The sequence below is a fragment of the uncultured Novosphingobium sp. genome (assembly GCF_964277725.1).
Taxonomy (GTDB): domain Bacteria; phylum Pseudomonadota; class Alphaproteobacteria; order Sphingomonadales; family Sphingomonadaceae; genus Novosphingobium; species Novosphingobium fluoreni.
The window spans coordinates 1-19,824 of sequence record NZ_CAXYKL010000257.1; the positions used below are offsets into that span (position 1 = coordinate 1).

The 19,824-nt window shown below is 65.8% G+C and carries 19 protein-coding genes; 10 read left to right on the forward strand and 9 right to left on the reverse strand.

The features are described 5' to 3' along the window. The coding region (locus ACHWRX_RS14295) for a L,D-transpeptidase family protein (RefSeq protein WP_394659683.1) at nucleotides 1-653 on the reverse strand (653 nt) is incomplete at its 3' end. A gap of 161 nt (nucleotides 654-814) precedes the next feature. On the opposite strand from ACHWRX_RS14295, the gene ACHWRX_RS14300 reads away from it, so the two are divergent. Then, nucleotides 815-1,186 (forward strand): hypothetical protein, encoded by a 372-nt coding sequence (locus tag ACHWRX_RS14300; RefSeq protein WP_394659684.1) that lies wholly within the window; start codon nucleotides 815-817, stop codon nucleotides 1,184-1,186. Between the two features lie 4 nt (nucleotides 1,187-1,190). Here ACHWRX_RS14300 and ACHWRX_RS14305 read toward each other — a convergent pair whose 3' ends face one another. From ACHWRX_RS14305 to zwf, 6 genes are all read right to left on the reverse strand, one after another. Then, the gene (locus tag ACHWRX_RS14305) at nucleotides 1,191-1,823 is read right to left on the reverse strand and encodes a glutathione S-transferase family protein (RefSeq protein WP_394659685.1); all 633 of its coding nucleotides are present in this window, start codon (nucleotides 1,821-1,823) and stop codon (nucleotides 1,191-1,193) included. A gap of 14 nt (nucleotides 1,824-1,837) precedes the next feature. Beyond that, nucleotides 1,838-4,645 (reverse strand): phosphoenolpyruvate carboxylase, encoded by a 2,808-nt coding sequence (locus ACHWRX_RS14310; protein ID WP_394659686.1) that lies wholly within the window; start codon nucleotides 4,643-4,645, stop codon nucleotides 1,838-1,840. After that, nucleotides 4,645-5,250: a bifunctional 4-hydroxy-2-oxoglutarate aldolase/2-dehydro-3-deoxy-phosphogluconate aldolase gene (gene eda, locus ACHWRX_RS14315; RefSeq protein ID WP_394659697.1), complete on the reverse strand. Its 606-nt coding sequence runs from the start codon at nucleotides 5,248-5,250 to the stop codon at nucleotides 4,645-4,647. Before eda ends, ACHWRX_RS14310 begins: the two co-directional genes overlap by 1 nt. Before the next feature lie 38 nt (nucleotides 5,251-5,288). Next, nucleotides 5,289-6,260, reverse strand: coding sequence for a glucokinase (gene glk / locus ACHWRX_RS14320; RefSeq protein ID WP_394659687.1), 972 nt, complete (start codon nucleotides 6,258-6,260; stop codon nucleotides 5,289-5,291). A 70-nt stretch (nucleotides 6,261-6,330) separates the two neighbouring features. Continuing rightward, nucleotides 6,331-8,157: a phosphogluconate dehydratase gene (gene edd, locus ACHWRX_RS14325; RefSeq protein WP_394659688.1), complete on the reverse strand. Its 1,827-nt coding sequence runs from the start codon at nucleotides 8,155-8,157 to the stop codon at nucleotides 6,331-6,333. Between the two features lie 67 nt (nucleotides 8,158-8,224). Next, entirely contained in the window at nucleotides 8,225-9,667 is a 1,443-nt protein-coding gene (gene zwf, locus ACHWRX_RS14330; protein ID WP_394659689.1) for a glucose-6-phosphate dehydrogenase, read from the reverse strand. A gap of 176 nt (nucleotides 9,668-9,843) precedes the next feature. On the opposite strand from zwf, the gene ACHWRX_RS14335 reads away from it, so the two are divergent. From ACHWRX_RS14335 to ACHWRX_RS14370, 8 genes are all read left to right on the forward strand, one after another. Next, the gene (locus ACHWRX_RS14335; protein ID WP_288415598.1) at nucleotides 9,844-10,830 is read left to right on the forward strand and encodes a cell wall metabolism sensor histidine kinase WalK; all 987 of its coding nucleotides are present in this window, start codon (nucleotides 9,844-9,846) and stop codon (nucleotides 10,828-10,830) included. Nucleotides 10,831-10,950: 120 nt separating this feature from the next. Beyond that, on the forward strand, nucleotides 10,951-11,988 hold the full coding sequence (locus ACHWRX_RS14340; protein WP_394659690.1) for a substrate-binding domain-containing protein: 1,038 nt from the start codon (nucleotides 10,951-10,953) through the stop codon (nucleotides 11,986-11,988). Continuing rightward, nucleotides 11,985-13,358, forward strand: a complete 1,374-nt coding sequence (pstC, locus tag ACHWRX_RS14345) for a phosphate ABC transporter permease subunit PstC (protein WP_394659691.1) — start codon at nucleotides 11,985-11,987, stop codon at nucleotides 13,356-13,358. The genes ACHWRX_RS14340 and pstC overlap by 4 nt, the downstream gene beginning before the upstream one ends. Next, nucleotides 13,351-14,235 carry a phosphate ABC transporter permease PstA gene (gene pstA / locus ACHWRX_RS14350; protein ID WP_394659692.1) on the forward strand — a complete coding sequence of 295 codons (885 nt, stop codon included), beginning with the start codon at nucleotides 13,351-13,353 and terminating at the stop codon, nucleotides 14,233-14,235. The genes pstC and pstA overlap by 8 nt, the downstream gene beginning before the upstream one ends. A 3-nt stretch (nucleotides 14,236-14,238) precedes the next feature. Beyond that, nucleotides 14,239-15,015 (forward strand): phosphate ABC transporter ATP-binding protein PstB, encoded by a 777-nt coding sequence (gene pstB / locus ACHWRX_RS14355; RefSeq protein WP_058736897.1) that lies wholly within the window; start codon nucleotides 14,239-14,241, stop codon nucleotides 15,013-15,015. A gap of 11 nt (nucleotides 15,016-15,026) precedes the next feature. After that, nucleotides 15,027-15,710 (forward strand): phosphate signaling complex protein PhoU, encoded by a 684-nt coding sequence (gene phoU / locus ACHWRX_RS14360; RefSeq protein ID WP_394659693.1) that lies wholly within the window; start codon nucleotides 15,027-15,029, stop codon nucleotides 15,708-15,710. Beyond that, nucleotides 15,707-16,393: a phosphate regulon transcriptional regulator PhoB gene (gene phoB / locus ACHWRX_RS14365; protein WP_058736895.1), complete on the forward strand. Its 687-nt coding sequence runs from the start codon at nucleotides 15,707-15,709 to the stop codon at nucleotides 16,391-16,393. The genes phoU and phoB overlap by 4 nt, the downstream gene beginning before the upstream one ends. Before the next feature lie 122 nt (nucleotides 16,394-16,515). After that, on the forward strand, nucleotides 16,516-16,923 hold the full coding sequence (locus ACHWRX_RS14370) for a hypothetical protein (protein WP_394659694.1): 408 nt from the start codon (nucleotides 16,516-16,518) through the stop codon (nucleotides 16,921-16,923). Here ACHWRX_RS14370 and ACHWRX_RS14375 read toward each other — a convergent pair. Next, nucleotides 16,920-17,999 (reverse strand): glycosyltransferase family 4 protein, encoded by a 1,080-nt coding sequence (locus ACHWRX_RS14375; protein ID WP_394659695.1) that lies wholly within the window; start codon nucleotides 17,997-17,999, stop codon nucleotides 16,920-16,922. The two genes, ACHWRX_RS14370 and ACHWRX_RS14375, sit on opposite strands and share 4 nt — an antisense overlap. Then, entirely contained in the window at nucleotides 17,996-18,994 is a 999-nt protein-coding gene (locus ACHWRX_RS14380; RefSeq protein ID WP_394659696.1) for a UDP-2,3-diacylglucosamine diphosphatase, read from the reverse strand. Before ACHWRX_RS14380 ends, ACHWRX_RS14375 begins: the two co-directional genes overlap by 4 nt. Before the next feature lie 143 nt (nucleotides 18,995-19,137). Between ACHWRX_RS14380 and ACHWRX_RS14385 the strand changes: the two genes are divergently transcribed. After that, complete coding sequence (locus tag ACHWRX_RS14385) at nucleotides 19,138-19,812, forward strand: response regulator transcription factor (RefSeq protein WP_058736892.1); 675 nt, start codon at nucleotides 19,138-19,140, stop codon at nucleotides 19,810-19,812. Nucleotides 19,813-19,824: the final 12 nt, after the last annotated feature.

The window sequence follows — 19,824 nt, forward strand, 5'->3', positions numbered from 1 at the left end:
GTCTTGCCGCGCGTGATGAAGACGCGGTCGCCGATTTTTGAGGCGCCGTATACTTTTGCGGCGAAGGCTTCGGGCATGCCGACGCAACCGTGGCTGGCGTAGCCCCATTCCACTTTCGATCCGTGCAGGGTGATGCCGTCGTTCGTCAGCCGCATCATGTAGGGCATGGGCGCGTCGTACAGGTTCGAGACGTGATTGCGATCCTTCTCGGTAATCGGGAACACGCCCAGCGGCGTCGGCTTGTCCTCGGTTCCCAGCAGCACCGCCGCCGCGCCGATCTCATAGCCGGAGCGGAAGATCGAAAGCACGCGTGCGTCCAGGTCCACCGTGATCACGATCGGCCCGGCGGGCACGCCCGCTTCGTCCCAATGCCACTCGCCATACTTGATCGCGCCCTTGATCGGCAGGATGCGCTTGATGACGAAGGGCGTGTCAGCCGCTGCTGCGGGAGAGGGGGTGGTCGAAGCGATAGGGCCGGGGGCAGGAGCAGGGGCCGTCGCTTTGGGGTCGGCAACGCCGGCCGGCGCCTGCGCGATCGCGGCAGGCCGGGCCACCGGCGCCGAGGAGCGCATCCCGCTGGTGGATACCCAGAGCACGCCGCCGATGGCCAGCAGTCCGGCCAGTGCCAATCCGATGAGAATGCGTCCGTTCACGCCTGCCTCGATAGCTGCCAACCGATGAAGAAGTGCTGAAGCCGATATAGCAAGATGCGATGACGTGGCCACCCGGCCTGACGAGCGGGAACCGTCGCTTTTTGCCTGGCAGGCGCTATGAAGCGGATTGGGCACAGCGGTAACGGGCGGCAGGCACTCGCATGATCGGCGATGACACGGCAAGACAGGCCCCGTTCTGGGAGCGCGGCTGGTTCTGGCTGTTGATCGCGGCGGTCTCCACCTTGCCGTTCGTAGTCTCGCCGCTGCCGATGATGCCGGACTACTTCACCCACACCGCCCGCTATCACATCATGAACCATGGCGCGCAGTCCCCGTTCCTCAGCCGATATTTCGACTTTCAGTGGAGCTTGATCGGCAACCTTGGGGTTGACCTGATGATGGTGCCGCTGGGCCTTGTGCTGCCCACGGAGCCGGCGGCGCGCCTGGCCGCTGCGGTGATTTCGCCGCTGACGGTGTGGCTGCGGCAGGTGTTTCACGGGCCGGATGGCAGGCTCTACGCCATCCGGCGGTGAAGGCTCAGGTTAGCTTGGGGTCAACGCCGGGTTCGGCTTTGGCCATCGCCCGTTGGTAGGCCGGTCGCTCGCCGATGCGCTGCAGGTAGGCTTTCAGGTTGGGGAAGCCATCGATGCTGGTCTGGCGAAAGCCCCGCCCGGTGGTGAGCGCGTAACCCATCATGATATCGGCGGTGGTGAGGGCCCGGCCGCCGAAGAAGGGTGCTTCGCCAAGGCGCGTCTCGACCATCTCCCAGCCGCGCCGATCGCGATCCGCCACGAACGGGATCTTGCCCACGGAATCGGTGAAGCCCAGCACCAGTTGCATCATCGCCGTGGCCATGAATGTGCCGTTGGCCCAGTGGAACCAGAACAAGTGGTCGGCAAAGTCGGGGTGATCGGGTGCCGGCACCAGCTTGCCCTGACCGTGGCGCGTGACGATGTAGTCGCAGATCGCGCCGCTTTCGCCCAGCACCAGGTCGCCATCCGTGATGACCGGCGCGATGCCCATCGGGTGCAGCGCCTTATACTCATCGGGCGCCAGGTGATTGTCGGCCCGCCGCTCATAGCGCTTCAGTTCGTAATCCAGCTCCAGCTCCTCGCAGAGCCAGACGATGCGTTCGGACTGGGACTGGCCCAGGTGGTGGACGGTCAGCATGAATGGCTTCTCCCTTATCCGTGCGCGCCGAATTCGTTGGCGATGGCAGTGCCGATCCGCAGCGACAGCGCGTAGGATCGCTCGATCGGTTCGATAAAATCACGATGGATGTGGGCGTAGCCGGTGGCGCTCTCGTCCGGATAATCGCTGGGGGCATCGATCGCGAAATCGTCGATGCTGGCCAGGTGGACCGGAAACGCACGGCGCAGCTGGGCCAGGCCATCCTCGACGCGCAAGGTGAAGAACATCTCCATCACGTCGTCATGACTGATGTCGTTCGCGCGGCTGAATTGTGGGACCATCACCGTGCGCAGGAACATATGCTGAAACAGCGTGAGGCGCAGCGCTTGCAGCGCGCCGATGTTGCGCCGCGTCGCCTCTCGTTCCGGCCGCGAGGAATCCTGCGGCGCGTCGTCCGGGATCATGGTCAGCAGCCGGTGCAGCTTCACCGCATCCACTCGCAGCCGAGAGGCAAGGCGACGGTACACGCCCGCGCGATCGTCCTTGGTGAGATATTCGGCCAGGCGCAGGCAGCCATCTGCGATGCGCTGTTCGTCGCCGCGATAGGGGCGGCTGGACCAGTAGGCGGAGTTGAACAGCTCTCCGAACGCGGCCACCGTCTTGATCGAGGCAAGTGCGTTGGCGGCGCGAACCAGCCGGACGAGCGCCCGGCCTCGCTCGCTATCGCGCAGCAGGGCGGCGATCTCTTCCTGGTTGCCCTCCGCCGCGCTGCCCACGCCGGCGATTACGTTCACCGGATAGCCCAGCTGCTGAAGAATGGCGTTGTGCGGGATCGCGCGGATCTGGCGCAGGCTCATCGTGCGATCGGCGGCAAGGTCGGACTGGCGGCGCGCCTTGCGGCTTCCCGTATCGTTCAGCAGGCCCAGCCCGAAGGCGGTGATCGCGCGGCTGTAGGTGCGGCTTTCCAGATGCGCGTGCTGCGTATCGCGAATGGCGCGATAGAAATCGAGGCTGAGGTCGGTGCGGCGGTAGAACGGGTCAGCTGGAGTGCTGGTATCGGCCTGCCACAGCGGCTGCTCGGTCAGGCGGGTAAGGGTGGCCAGCGCCAGTTCATCAGACCCGAACCACAAGTAGCCATCCCCGCCCTGAAAGCTGACTTCAGGCTCCAGCCGCACACCGGCGCGCAGGAACTTGCGGCGGGCCCAGGGGGACATCTGCCAGTGCAGGCGGTCTTCCATGCTGGAGGGATGACACCCCCGGCCCATCGATTCGCCGCCGGTGTTGAACACCAGCGCGGAAACGTCGGTTAGGCCGTTCGCCACCATCGCTTCGGCAAGGCGGCCCTGCAGCCGCTCGATCGCGAGCGCGGCGGGAATCTGGCCCACGAAACGGCCCGCGTCGGAAAAGCCGGTTTGTATCGCCACGCGGCCCCGGCGGCGGGCGTAGGCGCGATAGGCGGGCTCCGCCAGAACCGCGTCCAGGAACCGGCCGCCATGCTCCAGCGCGGTTTCGGTTTCGAACAAGGGAGAGACATCCACCTTGTCCGCCACCCCGAACATCTCGGCATAGTAAAGCGCGGCCAGCACCGTGGTCGGCTGCTCGCACTCCGCCACCAGCATGCGGATCGGGGCGTCGGCATCGATGTGGCCCAGGATCTGCGCCATGGCGAGGAACTGGCGCACCGCCGTGCTGTTCTCTATCGCCAGCGCGGCGAAGTTGGACCGCAGCGGCTTCACCTCGGCCAGCAGCTCGCGCATCCGCACCAGCGCGGCCTGGCTGGCAAGGTTCAGCGTGCCTTCCGGGTCGATGCGCTGGCGGATCGCGTTCTGCAGCTGGCTGCTGTTCACGCGGAAGTGTATCCAGCCCATGCCCAGGCCATCGGCCCGCATCGCCGCCGCCACGACCAGCAGTTCGCGCGCCACGTCCGTCTCGGCATGGCGCGCCTCGTCTTCCAACTCTGCGATCACGGGCGCGAGGCTGATCAGCTTGTCGGCGTGGTCGGCGGTCAGCGCGTTGGCCGCCTTCGACAAGGCTTCCGGCGCGGAGAGATCGGCGGCGAAGTACTCGGCCATTTCCTGCGTATGAGCACGGGCGCGATCCAGCCGCGCGGCCAGCGATGGCAGCACCGTCTGCAACGCTGCGACATAGCTCGTCAGCCGCAGCGCCTTTTCCTGCAGGCGATAGCGGATCGATGTGGACCACGAGATATCCGTGCGCCCATCCATGTCGTAGCCCACCCAGCTGGCGAAGCGGAACGGCATGGGTTGCAGGCTCTTCCACTTCTTGGGCCAGCGCTGCGCGGCGATGCGGAACAAGTGCGCGTTGATCCGGTCCCGCGCGGCCTGGCCACGGGTGAGGGCGGCCATGGCCTCGTCATGCTCGTAATCCAGCGTGATCGTATCGCGCTGGGCTGGGGCGACGCAGACGCTGGCCTCGCTGAAATCGCCGTTCGACGCGGAAGTGCGCACCGCTTCGGACTGGGCGCGGCTTAGCAGGAAAGTAGGGTGCGCGGTGAAGACGACATGGGCGGCGGGCCGCTGCCAGTGAACGGCGAAGGCGGTGAAATCGTCCTGCGCCGCCAGCGCCTCGATCGCGCTGTCGTTCGCATCGGGGGCGATCGGGCCGGCGATCCGATCCAGCCGCGCGGCGCGCACCCGCAGCCCTTCGCATTCCAGTTCCGCGACGAGAGCCTCGATCGCGTCCAGGCTCAGCGCACCGCTTTCCAGCTTGCGCGAAAGATCGAGGGCCAGCTGGAAGACGGGATTGAACTGCGGGTTCTCCGCCGTCTGTTGATGCAACTGGGCTAGCCGGGTATTGAGATCGGCGATCGTCGGCGCAGCTGTCGCGCTGGGGGGCGTCATCAGCGAGCCAGCCCGGCGGCGGCGCGGGCGCGCGTTTCGATTTGGGCGGTATCGGGGCGCTGTCCCGCCTCGATCTTGGGCACCATCCAGCTACCGCCGACACACAGCACGTTCGGAAGGGCCAGCCATTCCGGCGCGGTGTCCTGGGTGATGCCGCCGGTGGGGCAGAAGCGCACCGACGCGAACGGCCCGGCGATCGCTTTCAGCGCCGGAGTGCCGCCCGAAGCCACGGCGGGGAAGAACTTCAGGCGCGTGAAACCCAGCTCCAGCGCCAGCATGATGTCGGCGGCATTGGCGGTGCCCGGCAGGATCGGCGCGCCGGATCGGGCCATCGCTTCGCCCAGCTTGGGCGTGAGGCCGGGCGAGACGATGAATTCTGCGCCTGCGTCCAGCGCGCGGCCCAGATCATCGGGGTTCAACACCGTGCCCGCGCCGACCACCGCGCCCGGCACTTGCTTCATCACCTTTATCGCATCGATCGCGCAAGGAGTGCGCAGCGTCACTTCCAGCGCCGAAAGGCCGCCCGCCACCAGCGCTTCGGCGATGGGCAGGGCGTGGTCGAGGTCATCGATCACCAGCACCGGGATCACCGGGGCCAGCATCATCACCCGCTCGACCGGGCTGGGGATCGGCGAAAGTTGGGTCACGGCAAATGCTCCCTGGCGAAGGCGGCAGCAGCACCGAACAGGCCGGGCTGCGGATGGATGATGAGCTTGACGGGCATCGCCGCCATCAAGCCCGCGAAACGGCCCTTGGCTTCGAAGCGACGGGCGAAGGCGGAGTTTTTCAAAGCGTCGCGGATGCGGTAGCCCAGGCCGCCTGCGACCACGACCCCGGTGGCGCCATGCGCCAGGGCAAAGTCACCCGCCGCGCTGCCCAGCGCCATGCAGAAGCGGTCGACCGCCGCGGCGGCAAGGCTGTCCGAGCCGTCGGTGCCTGCGGTCCACAACTCGACATCGCCGCGTTCCAGCACCGCGCGGCCCTCGAGGTTGGCCAGCGCCTGATAGATATCGACGATCGCGGGGCCGGAGACCACGCGTTCCACCGAGACGCGGTTGTGCCGCTGGCGCAGGCGCGCCAGGATGGCGTCCTCGATCACATCGTGCGGGGCGAAATCGATGTGGCCGCCCTCGGTCGACTGCACATGATAGCCCGCAGGATTGTGCAGGAGCATGGCGACGCCCAGCCCGGTGCCGGGGCCGATCACGGTGATCGCGCCTTGATCGGGCAGCGGCACGTCCGGTCCGCACAAGTGTAGCAGATGCGCGGCGTCGGCCCGCGCCACGGCATGGCCCACCGCGCCGAAATCGTTGACCAGGGTATAGCGGCTGACGCCCAACTTCTCGGGGATCAGGGCAGGGCGGATCACCCAGGGATTGTTGGTGAAGCGGATCACCTCCCCGCCGACCGGACCGGCGATCGCAATCGCCACGCTATCGGGCACGACGCCGCCCTGGCGCGCGCGGAAATCCTCCCACGCGGTCTGGAAGCTTGCGTGATCCTTGGTGTGCAGCGTCTGCGGCTCACCCAGCGTGATCGCACCGTCATCGGCGATGGTGGCGATGGCGAAGCGGGCATGGGTGCCGCCGATATCCACGGTGACGAGCTGGATCATGCGGGCACTCCCGGTCCGTCGCAGACGAACGGAGGTAGGTTGATGCCTGCTTTCGTCATGGCCTTCCCGATCACAGTCCCGCCATCTCCAGCATGGCGGAGGCGCCTTGCTCCGCCCCGCTGGCGCCGGCGCGGAACATGGCGAAGAGTTCGCGGCCCATGCCCAGTTCCGGCACCGGTGGCTGTGCCGGTTCGCGGTTCGACAAGTCGGCAGTGGTGGAAAGCGTACCGTCGTCGGCGGAGAGGCGCACGATGTCCCCATCGCGCAAGTAGGCCAGCGGGCCCCACTCACCGTTCTTGGCCAGTGCCTCGGGCGTCACGTGGATCGCGGCGGGCACCTTGCCGCTGGCGCCGGACATCCGGCCATCGGTGACGAGCGCCACCTTGTGTCCGCGATCCTGCAGCACGCCCAGCGGCGGTGTCAGCTTGTGCAGTTCTGGCATGCCATTGGCGCGGGGGCCCTGGAAGCGGACGACCACCACGACGTCGCGATCAAGCTCTCCCGCCGCGAACGCCTTTGAGACAGCTTCCTGCGTGTCGAACACGCGGGCCGGGGCCTCGATCGTCCAACGCTGCGCATCGACGGCGCTGGTCTTGAACGTAGCGCGGCCCAGGTTGCCCTCTACCAGTCGCATGCCGCCATCGGGCTGGAAGGGCGTAGCTACCGGGCGCAGCATGGTCTCGTCACGCGCGACCACGGGGGCATCGCGCCAGACCAGCGCTTCGCCCTCCAGATGGGGCTCGCGCGCATAGTCGGCCATGCCGCCCTCGGCTACGGTCAGGATATCGCCGTGGGCCAGGCCCGCACCCAACAATTCGCGGATGACATAGCCCATGCCGCCCGCTGCGTGGAAATGGTTCACATCGCCAGAGCCGTTGGGATAAACACGCGCGATCAGCGGCACCGCGCCCGAAAGCTCGTCCAGATCTTCCCAGTCGATCAGGATGCCCGCCGCCCGTGCCATCGCCGGCAAGTGGATCGCGTGATTGGTCGACCCGCCCGTCGCCAGCAGGCCGACGCACGCATTCACGATCGCCTTTTCATCCACGACATGCGCCATGGGCCGGAAGTCATCGCCCTTGCGACCGATCGCGGCGAGGCGATGCACGGCCGCGCGAGTCAGCGCCTGGCGCAGCGGCGTGCCGGGGTTGACGAAGGCGGAGCCGGGGACGTGAAGACCCATCATCTCCATCATCATCTGGTTGGAATTGGCGGTGCCATAGAACGTGCAGGTGCCCGGCGAGTGATAGCTGCCGCTTTCGCTCTCCAGCAGTTCGGCGCGGCCCACCTTACCCTCGGCATAGAGCTGGCGGGTCTTCTGCTTTTCCTTGTTGCTGATGCCGCTGGGCATCGGCCCGGCGGGCACGAACACGGCGGGCAGGTGGCCGAACCGCAACGCCCCGATCACCAGGCCGGGGACGATCTTGTCGCAAATCCCCAGCATCGCCATGCCGTCGAACATCGCATGGCTGAGCGCCACGGCGGTGGAAAGCGCGATGGCGTCGCGGCTGAACAGGGACAGTTCCATCCCTGCGAACCCCTGGGTCACGCCGTCGCACATCGCCGCCACGCCGCCCGCCACTTGCGCCGTCGCGCCTACTTCGCGCGCAAACAGCTTCATCTGCTCGGGGTAGCGGCCATAGGGCTGATGGGCCGAGAGCATGTCGTTATAGGCGGTGACGATGCCGATGTTCGGCCCGCGCTGGGTGGCGATGCTGGCCTTGTCCTCCCCGGCGGCGGCGAAGCCATGCGCCAGGTTGGAGCACGAAAGGAACCCACGATCGGAGAACGCATCGCTCTCCCGCTGGATCAGATCGAGATAGCGGGCGCGGCTATCGCGGGATCGCGCCACGATACGCTCGGTCACGCGGGCGACCACGGGGGAAAGTTCGGTCATTGGTCCTGCTCGTTGTTTGCCGAGACGATCACTCGCACCGTAACCGGGCGGGGGATCAGCGGCCCGGTCATTCGTGCCATGTCACACCGTCGCGCTCAGCCAGGGCGATCGCGGCGGATGGCCCCCAGCTTCCTGCGGTATAAGTCTTGGGCTCCAGTCCCTGTTCCTCCCAAAGTGCCCGCACTTTGTCGATCCAGTCCCACTGGGCTTCCACTTCATCGCGCCGGACGAACAAGGTCTGGTCGCCCTCGATCAGATCGAGCAGCAGCCGTTCGTAGGCGATGCGGCGCTGCGGGCCGGAGAACGCCTCGGGCATCGCGATGTCCAGCGGCACGGGCCGCAGGCGCAGACCGTCGCGATCGAGACCGGGCACTTTAGCCATCAGGCTGAGCTGGATGTCTTCGGACGGCTGGATGCCGATCACCAAGCGGTTGGGCACCGTCTTCGCGCCGCGCCCGGAGAAGATCGAGTGGGGCACCGGCTTGAACTGCACCACGATCTCGGTGGTGCGGTTGGGCAATCGCTTTCCGGTGCGCAAGTAGAACGGCACGCCCTTCCACCGCCAGCAATCGAGGTGGGCCTTGATCGCCACGAACGTCTCGGTGGCGGAATCCTTGCCCAGTTCGTCGTCATAGCCGGGCACGGCCTTGCCCGCGATCGCGCCCGAGCGGTACTGGCCGGTCACCACTTCCTCGGGGGCGACCGCGCGCAGCGATCGCAGGACTTTCACCTTTTCGTCACGCACTTCGGTTGCGCCATAGCGGACGGGCGGCTCCATCGCGACCAGCGCCAGCAGCTGGAGCATATGGTTCTGCACCATGTCGCGCAGCGCGCCGCTATCGTCATAATAGGCCACGCGCGATTCCAGGCCCACCGTCTCGGCCACGGTGATCTGCACGTGATCGACGTGCGATGCGTTCCACAGCGGCTCGAACAAGGCGTTGGCAAAGCGCAGGGCGAGCAGGTTCTGTACGGTTTCCTTGCCCAGATAGTGATCGATCCGGAAGATCCGGTCTTCCGGGAAGGCTCCGGCCACCGCGTCGTTGATCTCGCGGCTGGAGGCGAGATCGGTGCCCAGCGGCTTTTCCAGGGCGATGCGCGTGTTGTCTCGAGCCAGGCCGCAAGCCTTGAGGCCCTCGATCGTCGGCTCGAACAAGCTGGGGGCGGTGGAAAGGAAGATTGCCAGGCCGTGGTCGGTCTTGCCCACCTTTTGCGCCAGGGCATCGAACCCTTCGGTTTGCGAGGCGTCCAGCGCCTGATAACTCAGGCGGTTGAGAAACGTCGCCATGCTGCCGCGCCGTTCGGCGGGCAGGAACTGCTCGAGCGATTCCCTGGCGAAATTGCGGAACTCGGCATCGCCCATATCGGAGCGGGCGGTGCCGATGATCTCTATGCCGGGATCGAGCAGACCCTCCGCGTCCAGCGCGCAGAGCGACGGGATCAGCATCCGCTTGGACAAGTCGCCGGTGGCCCCGAACAGGAGCAGGCGGTCGGCTACGAAGCGGCTCATCGGCAGGTAAGCCTCATGATTTCTCCCTGCATGTCCTGCGTTGGACAACTGCACCAAGTGGAGCAAAGCGGCGTGCGATTGCAAGGCCCATCTGTCTTCCTGATAACGGCTAACTCACTTAGCAGTTGCAGCAGCGGCTAGGCGAACACGTTTTGCCACACTAAGAGTGCAGCCCGATGGCAGTCGATGGCGTCCACCTTCTCGAACATATTCAGACCCCGGCGATCGTCGTCGCGCGGGGGCAGGTGGTCTTCGCCAATGCGGCGGCCAAGACCCTGCTGGGCGCGCACATCCTAGGGCAGGACGTGCGCATCGCCATTCGCGATCCGCGCGCCGTCGCCGTGATTCTGGGCGAGGGCGGGGGCAACGCCAAGGTTTCCGGCCTGTCCGTGGGCAGCAGCGTCTGGGAAGTGGACTGCAAGGTGCTGGGCGTGGGTGAGCGTCTGGTGACGCTCTACGACCTTTCCGTGCAAGTCAGCACCGCGCGGGCCCATGCCGATTTCGTGGCCAACGCCAGCCACGAACTGCGCACGCCGCTGGCTACCGTGCTGGGCTATGTCGAGACGCTGATGAACCCCAAGGCGGGTGGCGATGAAACCACGCGGGAGCGGTTCCTCAACACCATCCGGCACGAGGCGCTGCGGATGCAGTCCTTGATCTCTGATCTCATGTCGCTTTCCCGGATCGAGGCGGTGAAGCACGAAGTGCCGAGCGAAAAGATCGAGATGGTCGCACTGGCGCGCGAAGTGGCGGGCGAATTCCGGGGTGAGAACAGCGTGGCGGTCAGCGCCAATTGCGACGTCGCGGTGGTGCTGGGCGATCGCGGGCAATTGGCGCAAGTGATGCGCAACCTGATGGACAATGCGCTGAAGTATGGCCGCAAGGAAGCGCCGGTTCAGGTCGCGCTGGAAGCCACGCCGACCGGCTGGCTGCTGGTGACCGTGCATGACGATGGCGACGGCATCGCGCCCGAACACCTGCCGCGCCTGACCGAACGCTTCTACCGTGCCGATACCAGCCGCAGTCGCGCCGCCGGTGGGACGGGGCTGGGGCTTTCGATCGTGAAGCACATCGTCGAACGCCACCGCGGACGCTTCGACATCGCCAGCCGGCAAGGGGCGGGCACGACAGCGTCGATGATGCTCCCCTTGCGCAAGGATTGAGCGAGCCGGTCGGGGGGGGGCGCTTTCGCCTCCTGGCGAACAACATAGTCATGCCATGGTCACAAAAGTGTAATGCCATGTCCCTAGGAGCGCGTCAGAGCGGCGCGCAGGGGGTTATCGATGTTGTCTATCCTGAGAGTCGCCGCGATCGCCGGGGGCGTTGTCGCTCTCGCCGCGTGTGGCTCGGGGTCGAACAACGGATCGCGTGACTATATCCGCGCGGTGGGCTCCTCCACCGTCTATCCATTCGCCACCGCAGTCGCGGAGCAGTTCGCCCGCACCGGCTTCAAGTCCCCCGTGATCGAGGCGACCGGCACGGGCGCGGGCATGAAGCAGTTCTGCGAAGGCGTTGGCTATGCTCACCCCGATGTCGAGAACGCCTCTCGCCGGATCAAGAAGACCGAATTCGAGCTGTGCCGCAAGAACGGCGTGAAGCAGCTGATCGAGATACAAGTCGGGATCGACGGCATCGCCTTTGCCGAATCCACCCGCGGGCCGGGCATGAAGCTGACGCCGGTGGACGTCTATAAGGCGATCGCTGCCAGGCCCTTCGGCCAGCCCAATCGCTATGCCTCATGGCGGCAGGTGAACCCCGCACTGCCGGACATGCCGATCATGGTCTATGGCCCGCCCTCCACGTCGGGCACGCGCGATGCGCTGGCGGAGCTGATCCTGGAAGCGGGCTGCAAGACCGATCCCGCGATCAAGGCGCTGAAGGACAAGGACGAAAAGAAGTACAAGGCGATCTGCACCCAGGTGCGCGAGGATGGCGGCTATGTGGATGCGGGCGAGAACGACAATCTGATCGTCCAAAAGATTTCGCAGAACCCACGCGCGATCGGCGTGTTCGGATACTCGTTCCTGGAAGAAAATCCGGATAGCCTGCGCGGCATCCCGATGTCCGGCGTGATGCCCACGTACCAGACCATTTCCGACTTCTCGTACCCCGGCGCACGGCCCCTCTACATTTACGTCAAGCAGTCGCACTTGCGCCCGATCAAGGGCTTGCGCGCCTATCTGGCGGAATGGCCGAAAGTGTGGGGGCCTGACGGAGTGCTGCAGAAAAAGGGCATGGTGATCGCCCCGGCCGACGTTCGCGCCCGGAATGCGGCGATCGTGGCCGACCTGACCCCGCTCGACCCGGCAGGTCTCAAGTGATCGCCTCCGTCATCTTTCCCGCCGTGCTGGCGCTGGGCCTGATCGGCTGGTTCAGCACACGGGCGCGGGCCAAGCTGCTCTACTCCGGGCGTGGTTCGATGCATTCGATGCCGGGCTATCACGCGTGGCACCTGGCCTTGTGGATCGTGCTGCCCGCGCTGCTGGTGTGGGGCCTGTGGTCTGCGGTTTCGCCGGTGATTGTGGATCACACCGTGCTGTCCGAACCTGTCGCGGCGCAGATCCCGACCGATCCCGTGCAGCGCGGGGCGATCCTGTCCGAAGCGCGCAATATCGCGGACGATCCCGGCTTCATCGGCTTCTACGACGAATCCCCCATCCTCGCGCCGGCGATGGAGGCCGCGCAGGATCACTATGGCCTGATCGGCGCGATCCTGGTGGCGGTGGCCGCGCTGGCGGGCGGGGGCTATGCCTTCACGCGAGTACGCAGCGGCTACCCGGCCCGCACCCGGGTCGAACGCGTGGTCATGCTGGCGCTGCTGGGCGCATCGCTGCTGGCGATCCTGACCACCCTGGGCATCGTCGCCAGCCTGGTGTTCGAGGCGGCGCGCTTCTTCAAGGACGTATCGCCCATCGCCTTCCTCACCGGCACCCACTGGGCCCCGGCAAATGCGGTGGGCGATGATCTGAATGCAAATTTCGGCGCGGTGCCGCTGTTCTGGGGCACGCTCTATATCGGCGCTTTCATCGCCATGCTGGTGGCGATCCCGCTGGGCTTGATGAGCGCGATCTACCTGACGCAATACGCCGATCGGCGCGCGCGCAAGGTGCTCAAGCCCGTACTGGAGATCCTGGCGGGCATCCCCACCGTGGTCTACGGCTACTTCGCCGCGCTGACCGTGGCGCCCGCGATCCGCGATTTCGCCGCGGCGCTGGGCTATCAGAACCCCTCGACCGAAAGCGCGCTGGCCGCCGGCCTGGTGATGGGCGTGATGATCATTCCGTTCGTCTCCTCCATGGCGGACGATGCGATCGCCGCCGTGCCGCGCGCCATGGCCGACGGCTCGCTGGCGATGGGCGCCACCAGGTCCGAGACGATCAAGAAGGTGCTGCTGCCCGCCGCCTTGCCCGGCATCGTCGCAGGCGTGATGCTGGCCGTCAGCCGCGCGATCGGCGAGACGATGATCGTGGTTATGGCCGCCGGTGCCACCGCGCGCCTCACCGCCGATCCCTTCGCTTCAATGACGACGGTGACCTACCAGATCGTCCAGCTGCTGACGGGCGACCAGGAGTTCAACAGCCCCAAGACGCTATCCGCCTTCGCGCTGGGGCTGGTGCTGTTCGTCGTCACGCTGATCCTCAACATCATCGCCCTTCGCGTGGTGAAGCGCTTCCGGGAGGCCTATGAGTAATACCTGGAAATCTGACGCGATGACCCGGCGCATCGCGGCGCGCAACGCGTCGGAGCGGCGCTTTCGCCTGCTGGGCCTGAGCGCGATCGTCCTTTCGCTGCTGTTCCTGGCGCTGCTGCTGTTCATCATGCTGCGCAACGGCCTGGCGGGCCTGGACTGGTCGTTCCTCAGCGGCTCTGACTCCACCGACGCCCGCGCGGCGGGCATCTGGGGCGCGGCCAAGGGATCGTTCCTGACGATGATGGTCACGCTGGTGCTGTCGTTCCCGATGGGCGTGCTGGCCGCGATCTATCTGGAGGAGTTCGCCCCGCGCAATCGCTGGGTCGATTGGGTAGAGGTTTCGATCAACAACCTGGCCGCCGTGCCATCCATCATCTTCGGTCTGCTGGGCCTGGCCGTATTCATCAACATGGCGGGCATGGCGCGCTCCTCGCCGCTGGTGGGCGGGTTGACGCTGGCGCTGATGACGATGCCGGTGATCGTGATCTCTGGCCGCAACGCGATCAAGGCGGTGCCGCCCTCCATCCGTACCGCCGCGATGGGCGTGGGCGCATCGCCGGTGCAGGTGGTGTTCCACCACGTCCTGCCGCTTGCGCTGCCCGGCATTCTGACCGGCACGATCATCGGCATGGCCCGCGCGCTGGGAGAGACCGCGCCGCTGCTGATGATCGGCATGCGCGCCTTCGTTGCCACGCCGCCCGGCGGGATCAACGATCCGTCCAGCGTGCTGCCGATGCAGATATTCCTGTGGTCTGATGAGATCGACCGCGGCTTCGTGCAGAACACCAGTGCCGCGATCATCGTGCTGCTGGTGTTCCTGCTCGCCATGAATGGCCTGGCCATTTATCTTCGCAACAAGTTCGAAGTCCGTTGGTAGGATATGACCGAGACAAAACTCCCCCAAACCAAGCTGACGGCCCGCAACGTCGACGTCTTCTACGGCGACAACAAGGCGATCGACGACGTTTCGATCGATATCGGCAACGGCGTCGTCACCGCGTTCATCGGCCCCTCGGGCTGCGGCAAGTCCACGTTCCTGCGCAGCCTGAACCGCATGAACGACACCATCGCGGGCGCGCGTGTCACCGGCCAGATCCTGCTGGACGGAGAGGATATCTACGATCGCGAGATGGACCCGGTCGCCCTGCGCGCTCGGGTCGGCATGGTGTTCCAGAAGCCCAATCCGTTCCCCAAGTCGATCTATGAGAACGTGGCCTACGGCCCGCGCATCCACGGGCTGGCGCAGAAGAAGGCCGACATGGACGGCATCGTCGAAAAGGCGCTGACCCGCGCCGGCTTGTGGAACGAGGTGAAGGATCGGCTGACCGATGCCGGCACCGCGCTTTCGGGCGGCCAGCAGCAGCGCCTGTGCATCGCCCGCGCCATCGCGGTCAGCCCCGAAGTGATTCTGATGGACGAGCCGTGCTCCGCGCTGGACCCGATCGCCACCGCGCGGATCGAGGAGCTGATCGAGGATCTGAAAAGCCGCTACGCCATCGTCATCGTCACCCACTCGATGCAGCAGGCCGCGCGCGTCTCGCAGAAAACCGCGTTTTTCCACCTCGGCCGCATGGTCGAGTACGGAGACACCCATCAGATCTTCACCAATCCCCGCGAGGAACGGACGAAGGACTACATCACCGGCCGGTACGGCTGAGAGGAACTGCCATGGTCGATCATACCGTCAAGAGCTTCGACAGCGAGATCAGCCAGCTGCGCGGTCTCGTGGCCGAGATGGGCGGACTTGCCGAAGTGGCGATCCACGACGCCATCGACGCCCTGGTGCGCCATGACGAGGAACTTGCCGAGCGCGTCGTCGCCGCCGATGCCCGGCTGGATGCGCTGGAGGCCGAGGTGGATCGCCTCGCCATCCGCACCATCGCGTTGCGTGCGCCGATGGCGAACGACTTGCGCGATGTGATCGCGGCGCTGAAGATCTCCGGCGTGCTGGAACGCATCGGTGATTACGCCAAGAACATCGCCAAGCGCGTGAACGACATGGAAGGCCGCTCCAAGGTGGAGCCGCTGACGCTGGTGCCCGCCATGGCTGATATCGCTCAAGGCATGGTGCGCGATGTGCTGAATGCATACGGTTCGCGCGATGCGATGCTGGCGGTCGAAGTGATCCGCCGGGACGAGAAGCTGGACCAGTTCTACAACACGCTGTTCCGCTCGCTGCTGACGCACATGATGGAAAATCCGGCCACGATCACCAGCGCCGCACAGCTGCTCTTCGTCGCTCGCAATCTCGAACGCATCGGCGATCACGCAACCAATGTCGCTGAAATGGTCTACTACGCCGCGACGGGCGAATACTGCTCGGAACGGGACGCCAGGGAAGACACGCCATGAACCCGTCCGTACTCGTCGTCGAAGATGATCGCGCCTTATGCGATCTGCTCAGCTGGAATCTCTCTGCCGAAGGTTATGACGTGCGCTCCACCGGCGATGGCGAGGAAGCCCTCGTCATGGTGCGCGAACAGATGCCGGACGCCATCATCCTGGACTGGATGATCGAGCAGGTGCCCGGCATCGAGGTCTGCCGCCAGCTACGCAAGGACCGCGAAACCGCGCGCATCCCCATCGTCATGCTCACCGCGCGCGGCGAAGAGGAAGACCGCATTCGCGGCCTCAAGACCGGCGCGGACGATTACGTGACCAAGCCGTTCTCCCCGCGTGAGCTGATGGCCCGCGTCGAAGCGCTGCTGCGCCGCTCGCGCCCCTCGCTCGCGGGCGACAGCCTGGTGTTCGGCGATCTCGAGCTGGACCCCACCAGCCACCGCGTCCGCCGCGACGGCGAGGCGCTGCACCTGGGCCCCACCGAGTTCAAGATGCTGCGCTATTTCATGGAACGCCCCAACCGCGTCCTCTCGCGCCAGCAGATCCTGGACGGCGTATGGGGCATGGATTCCGACATCGACGAGCGCACCGTGGATGTCCACATCCGCCGCCTGCGCAAGGCCATCAACCGCGACAACGACGTCGACCCCATCCGCACCGTCCGCGCGGCGGGCTACGCGATGGATATGAGCTGAGGGGGGCGTTCGTGTGGGCGTTGGGGGCGGAGATGCGCTCAAGGCACACGATCATTATCTGACTGTTGATTGTCGAGAGGTTTTTAACGGATTATTGTCTGGGTTGCGCTGATGAAGTGTTCATGCATGAAACGCGAAAATCATTAGGCTGGCGCATATTTTCAGTAATTATGCTGATTTTAGTCGTGCCATTTGAAACGCTTGATCTTCTCCGATCCAGCTCGACTTATGACATGGTGCGTCATACAATTGACAGCGTCGCGGTGGTCGGCGTTTTTGGATATGCGTTTAATATCCGTCTAGGTCCCAAATACATCTGGCGTATATTCGCTGCGATATTTGCGGCATTTTGCTTCTGGCTGCTGTTGCAAACGTTTTCGCGCTTTTGGGCTCTCGATCTACCCTCGCCAGGAGAATGGGTAGTTGTGTCGGTGCTTGCTCTTGGCCCGATCGCTATCATTGTCTTTATGATGCTGGCGCTGTTCAGGTACGGCAGATCTTCGATATCCGACAGGCTGGTATTCGCCTAAGCCGCCAGGCCCCGCCCGCTGCCTTCCAGCGCCAGGGAGATCGCGGCTTCGAATTGGTCGGTCGCGCGGTCCCAGGAGTAGCGGGAGCCCAGGCTGGCCGCGGCGCCGCGTTCCAGGGCCAGGGCACCGTCGATGGCGTGAGCAAGGTCTTCGTGCAGGACTCCTGTGGGCTGGGGCAGGACCTGTTCCACGCCGCGTCCGTCGGGGCCCAGGATGTCGATCGGGCCGCTGACCGGGAAGCCTGCCACCGGCACGCCGCAGGCCAGCGCCTCGATCACGACGAGGCCGAACGTGTCGGTGCGGCTGGGAAAGACGAAGCAGTCCGCCGCGCGGTAGGCGCTCGCCAACGCCTCGCCGGCAAGAGAGCCCAGGAACAGCACGTCGGGATACTTGCGCCGCAAGGCTGCCAGCGCCGGTCCATCGCCGACGACGACCTTGCTCGCGCCAGCGACGGACAGATCGAGGAACGCCTCCAGGTTCTTTTCCGCCGCCACGCGCCCGACGTTGAGCAGGACCGGCCCCGACCGCGTCTGGCGCAGCGCGCTCATCTGCGGATGGCGCGGGCCTTCGGGGCGGAACTGGCTGTCATCAATGCCCCGGCTCCACGGCATGGTGGGGCCGATGCCGCGCTGCGCCAGTTCGTCCGCCAGGCTGCGGGTGGAGACGAGCACCGCGCTGCTGGGGGCATGGAAGCGGCGCATGATCGGCCAGAACCGGTCTGCGCTGATGCCGGTGCGCACCGCCGCATACTCTGGAAAGCGGGTGTGGAACGCGGAAGTGAACGGCACCCCGCGCGATAGGCACCAGCCGCGCGCCGCCCAGCCGATCGGCCCTTCGGTGGCGATATGCACCAGGTCGGGCCGCATCGAGTCCAGCATCCGCCGCACGCCGAAGCGCGGGGCCATGGCGAGCCGGATCGAGGCATAGCCCGGCATCGGCATGGTGAGAAACCGGTCCGGCGCGATCACCTCCACCGCATGGCCGCGCGCGCGCAGCAAGCCGATGGTGGTGGACAGCGAGCGGACGACGCCGTTGACTTGCGGCAGCCAGGCGTCGGTCGCGATGGCGAGGTTCATGCCGCGCTTTCGATCTCGTTGGCTTCGGCGTCGATGCGGGCGGAAGCTTCGGCGGCCTTTTCGCTCGCCCAGTCGACGATGGACATCGCGCCTTGCGCATCCTCGACCAGGGCGGTGCAGCTTTCCACCCAGTCACCGTCGTTGTAATAAGTGATGCCGCCGAACTGGCGGATTTCGGCGCAGTGAATGTGGCCGCAGACCACCCCGTCCAGCCCGCGAGAGATCGCCTCGTTCGCCACGGCCTCCTCATAGCTGGAAACGAAGACGACCGCGTTCTTCACCTTTTTCTTCATATAGGCGGAGAGGGACCAGTACGGCATCTTCATCCGCCGCCGCACCGCGTTGAAGACGATGTTGGCGCGCAGCAGCAGGCCGTAAGCCTGGTCCCCCAGGAAGGCGAGCCAGCGGGCGTAAAGCACCACGCCATCGAAGGCATCGCCGTGGGTGATCAGCAGCCGGCGGCCATCGGCGGTTTCATGAACCGCTTCCAGCGCCAGTTCGACGCCGCCAAAGCTCATGCCCGCATAGTCGCGCAGCATCTCGTCATGGTTGCCCGCGATCAGCACCACGCGGGTGCCGCGATGCGCCATCTTCAGCACGCGGCGGACCACTTCGTTGTGCGCGTCGGGCCAGTACCAGCCTTTGCGCAGCCGCCAGCCGTCCACGATGTCACCCACCAGGTAGAGCGTCTGGCATTCGAACGATCGCAGGAAATCCACCAGCATCTCGGCATTGCAGCCGCGCGTGCCGAGGTGGACGTCGGAGATCCAGACCGTGCGATACTTGCGCTTGGGGCGGAAGCCCTTGGGATCGGGCAGGTCGAGCCAGTCAGGGATCTTGCCTTGCAAGCCAGCGGAACGTGGCCCCGGCGTGATGGCGGGGGCGAAACGGGCGAGAAGGCTGTCGTCGCGGGTTTGCACTTCGGTGCTCTCCTTGGCTGCGGCTGACTTGCGGTAGCGCGCGGGGGTGGCGCGGCTGTGACGTTTCCCGGTCATTTCGATGACACCTGGCATGGCAAGCCGGCGGCGGGGCCGGCCGCGAAGGGATTGCCGCGCCGGTTTCACGCAAGCGTCGCCGATATGTCACCCCTCCGTCACAATGGCGCGCCAGAAGCGGGCACGGGCAAATGAGGGGACCCATGCAGCGCATCGATATTCTGCTGACGGGCGACCTTGCCGGCGGCTTCGCGCCTTTTCGTCATGGCGATCTGGAGCTGGTCCTGCACCGGTGGTCCAGCGTTGGGCAACTGCCGCTGATCGAGGGCGCGCTATGGGCGTTCGTCGATTGGGTGCTGCCCGAGATGTCGGGGCTGGAACTGGTCCGCCGCTTGCGCTGCGATCCTGCCACGGCGACCGCGCACATCACCATCGTGCTGGAGGAAGACGACCAGGACGATCGCAAGCGGGCGCTACGCACCGGCGCGGACGATTACATGGTCGGCCCGCTAACGCGCACCGCGCTGCTCGATCGGGTGCTGGCGACCCACGTGGTGGAGCCGGTGGAGGCGAATGGGCGCAAGGTCTCGCTGGGGGACCTGACGATCGACATCTCCGCGTTCCAGGCGCGCTGGCACGGCAAAGCGATCTCGCTGATGCCCAATGAATTTCGCCTGTTACGCTACTTCATCGAACATCCCGGCCGCGTCTTCACGCGTGCGCAGCTGATCAGCGCGCTAGGCAAGCAGGAGCCGCCGATCGACGAGCGCACGGTCGACGTGTGGATCGGCCGATTGCGGCGCGCGCTGAAGGCGGCGGGCGCGGGCAATCCGCTGCGCACCGTGCGCTCGCTGGGGTATGTCTTCGACGAGATCTGAGCCGCGCAAGGG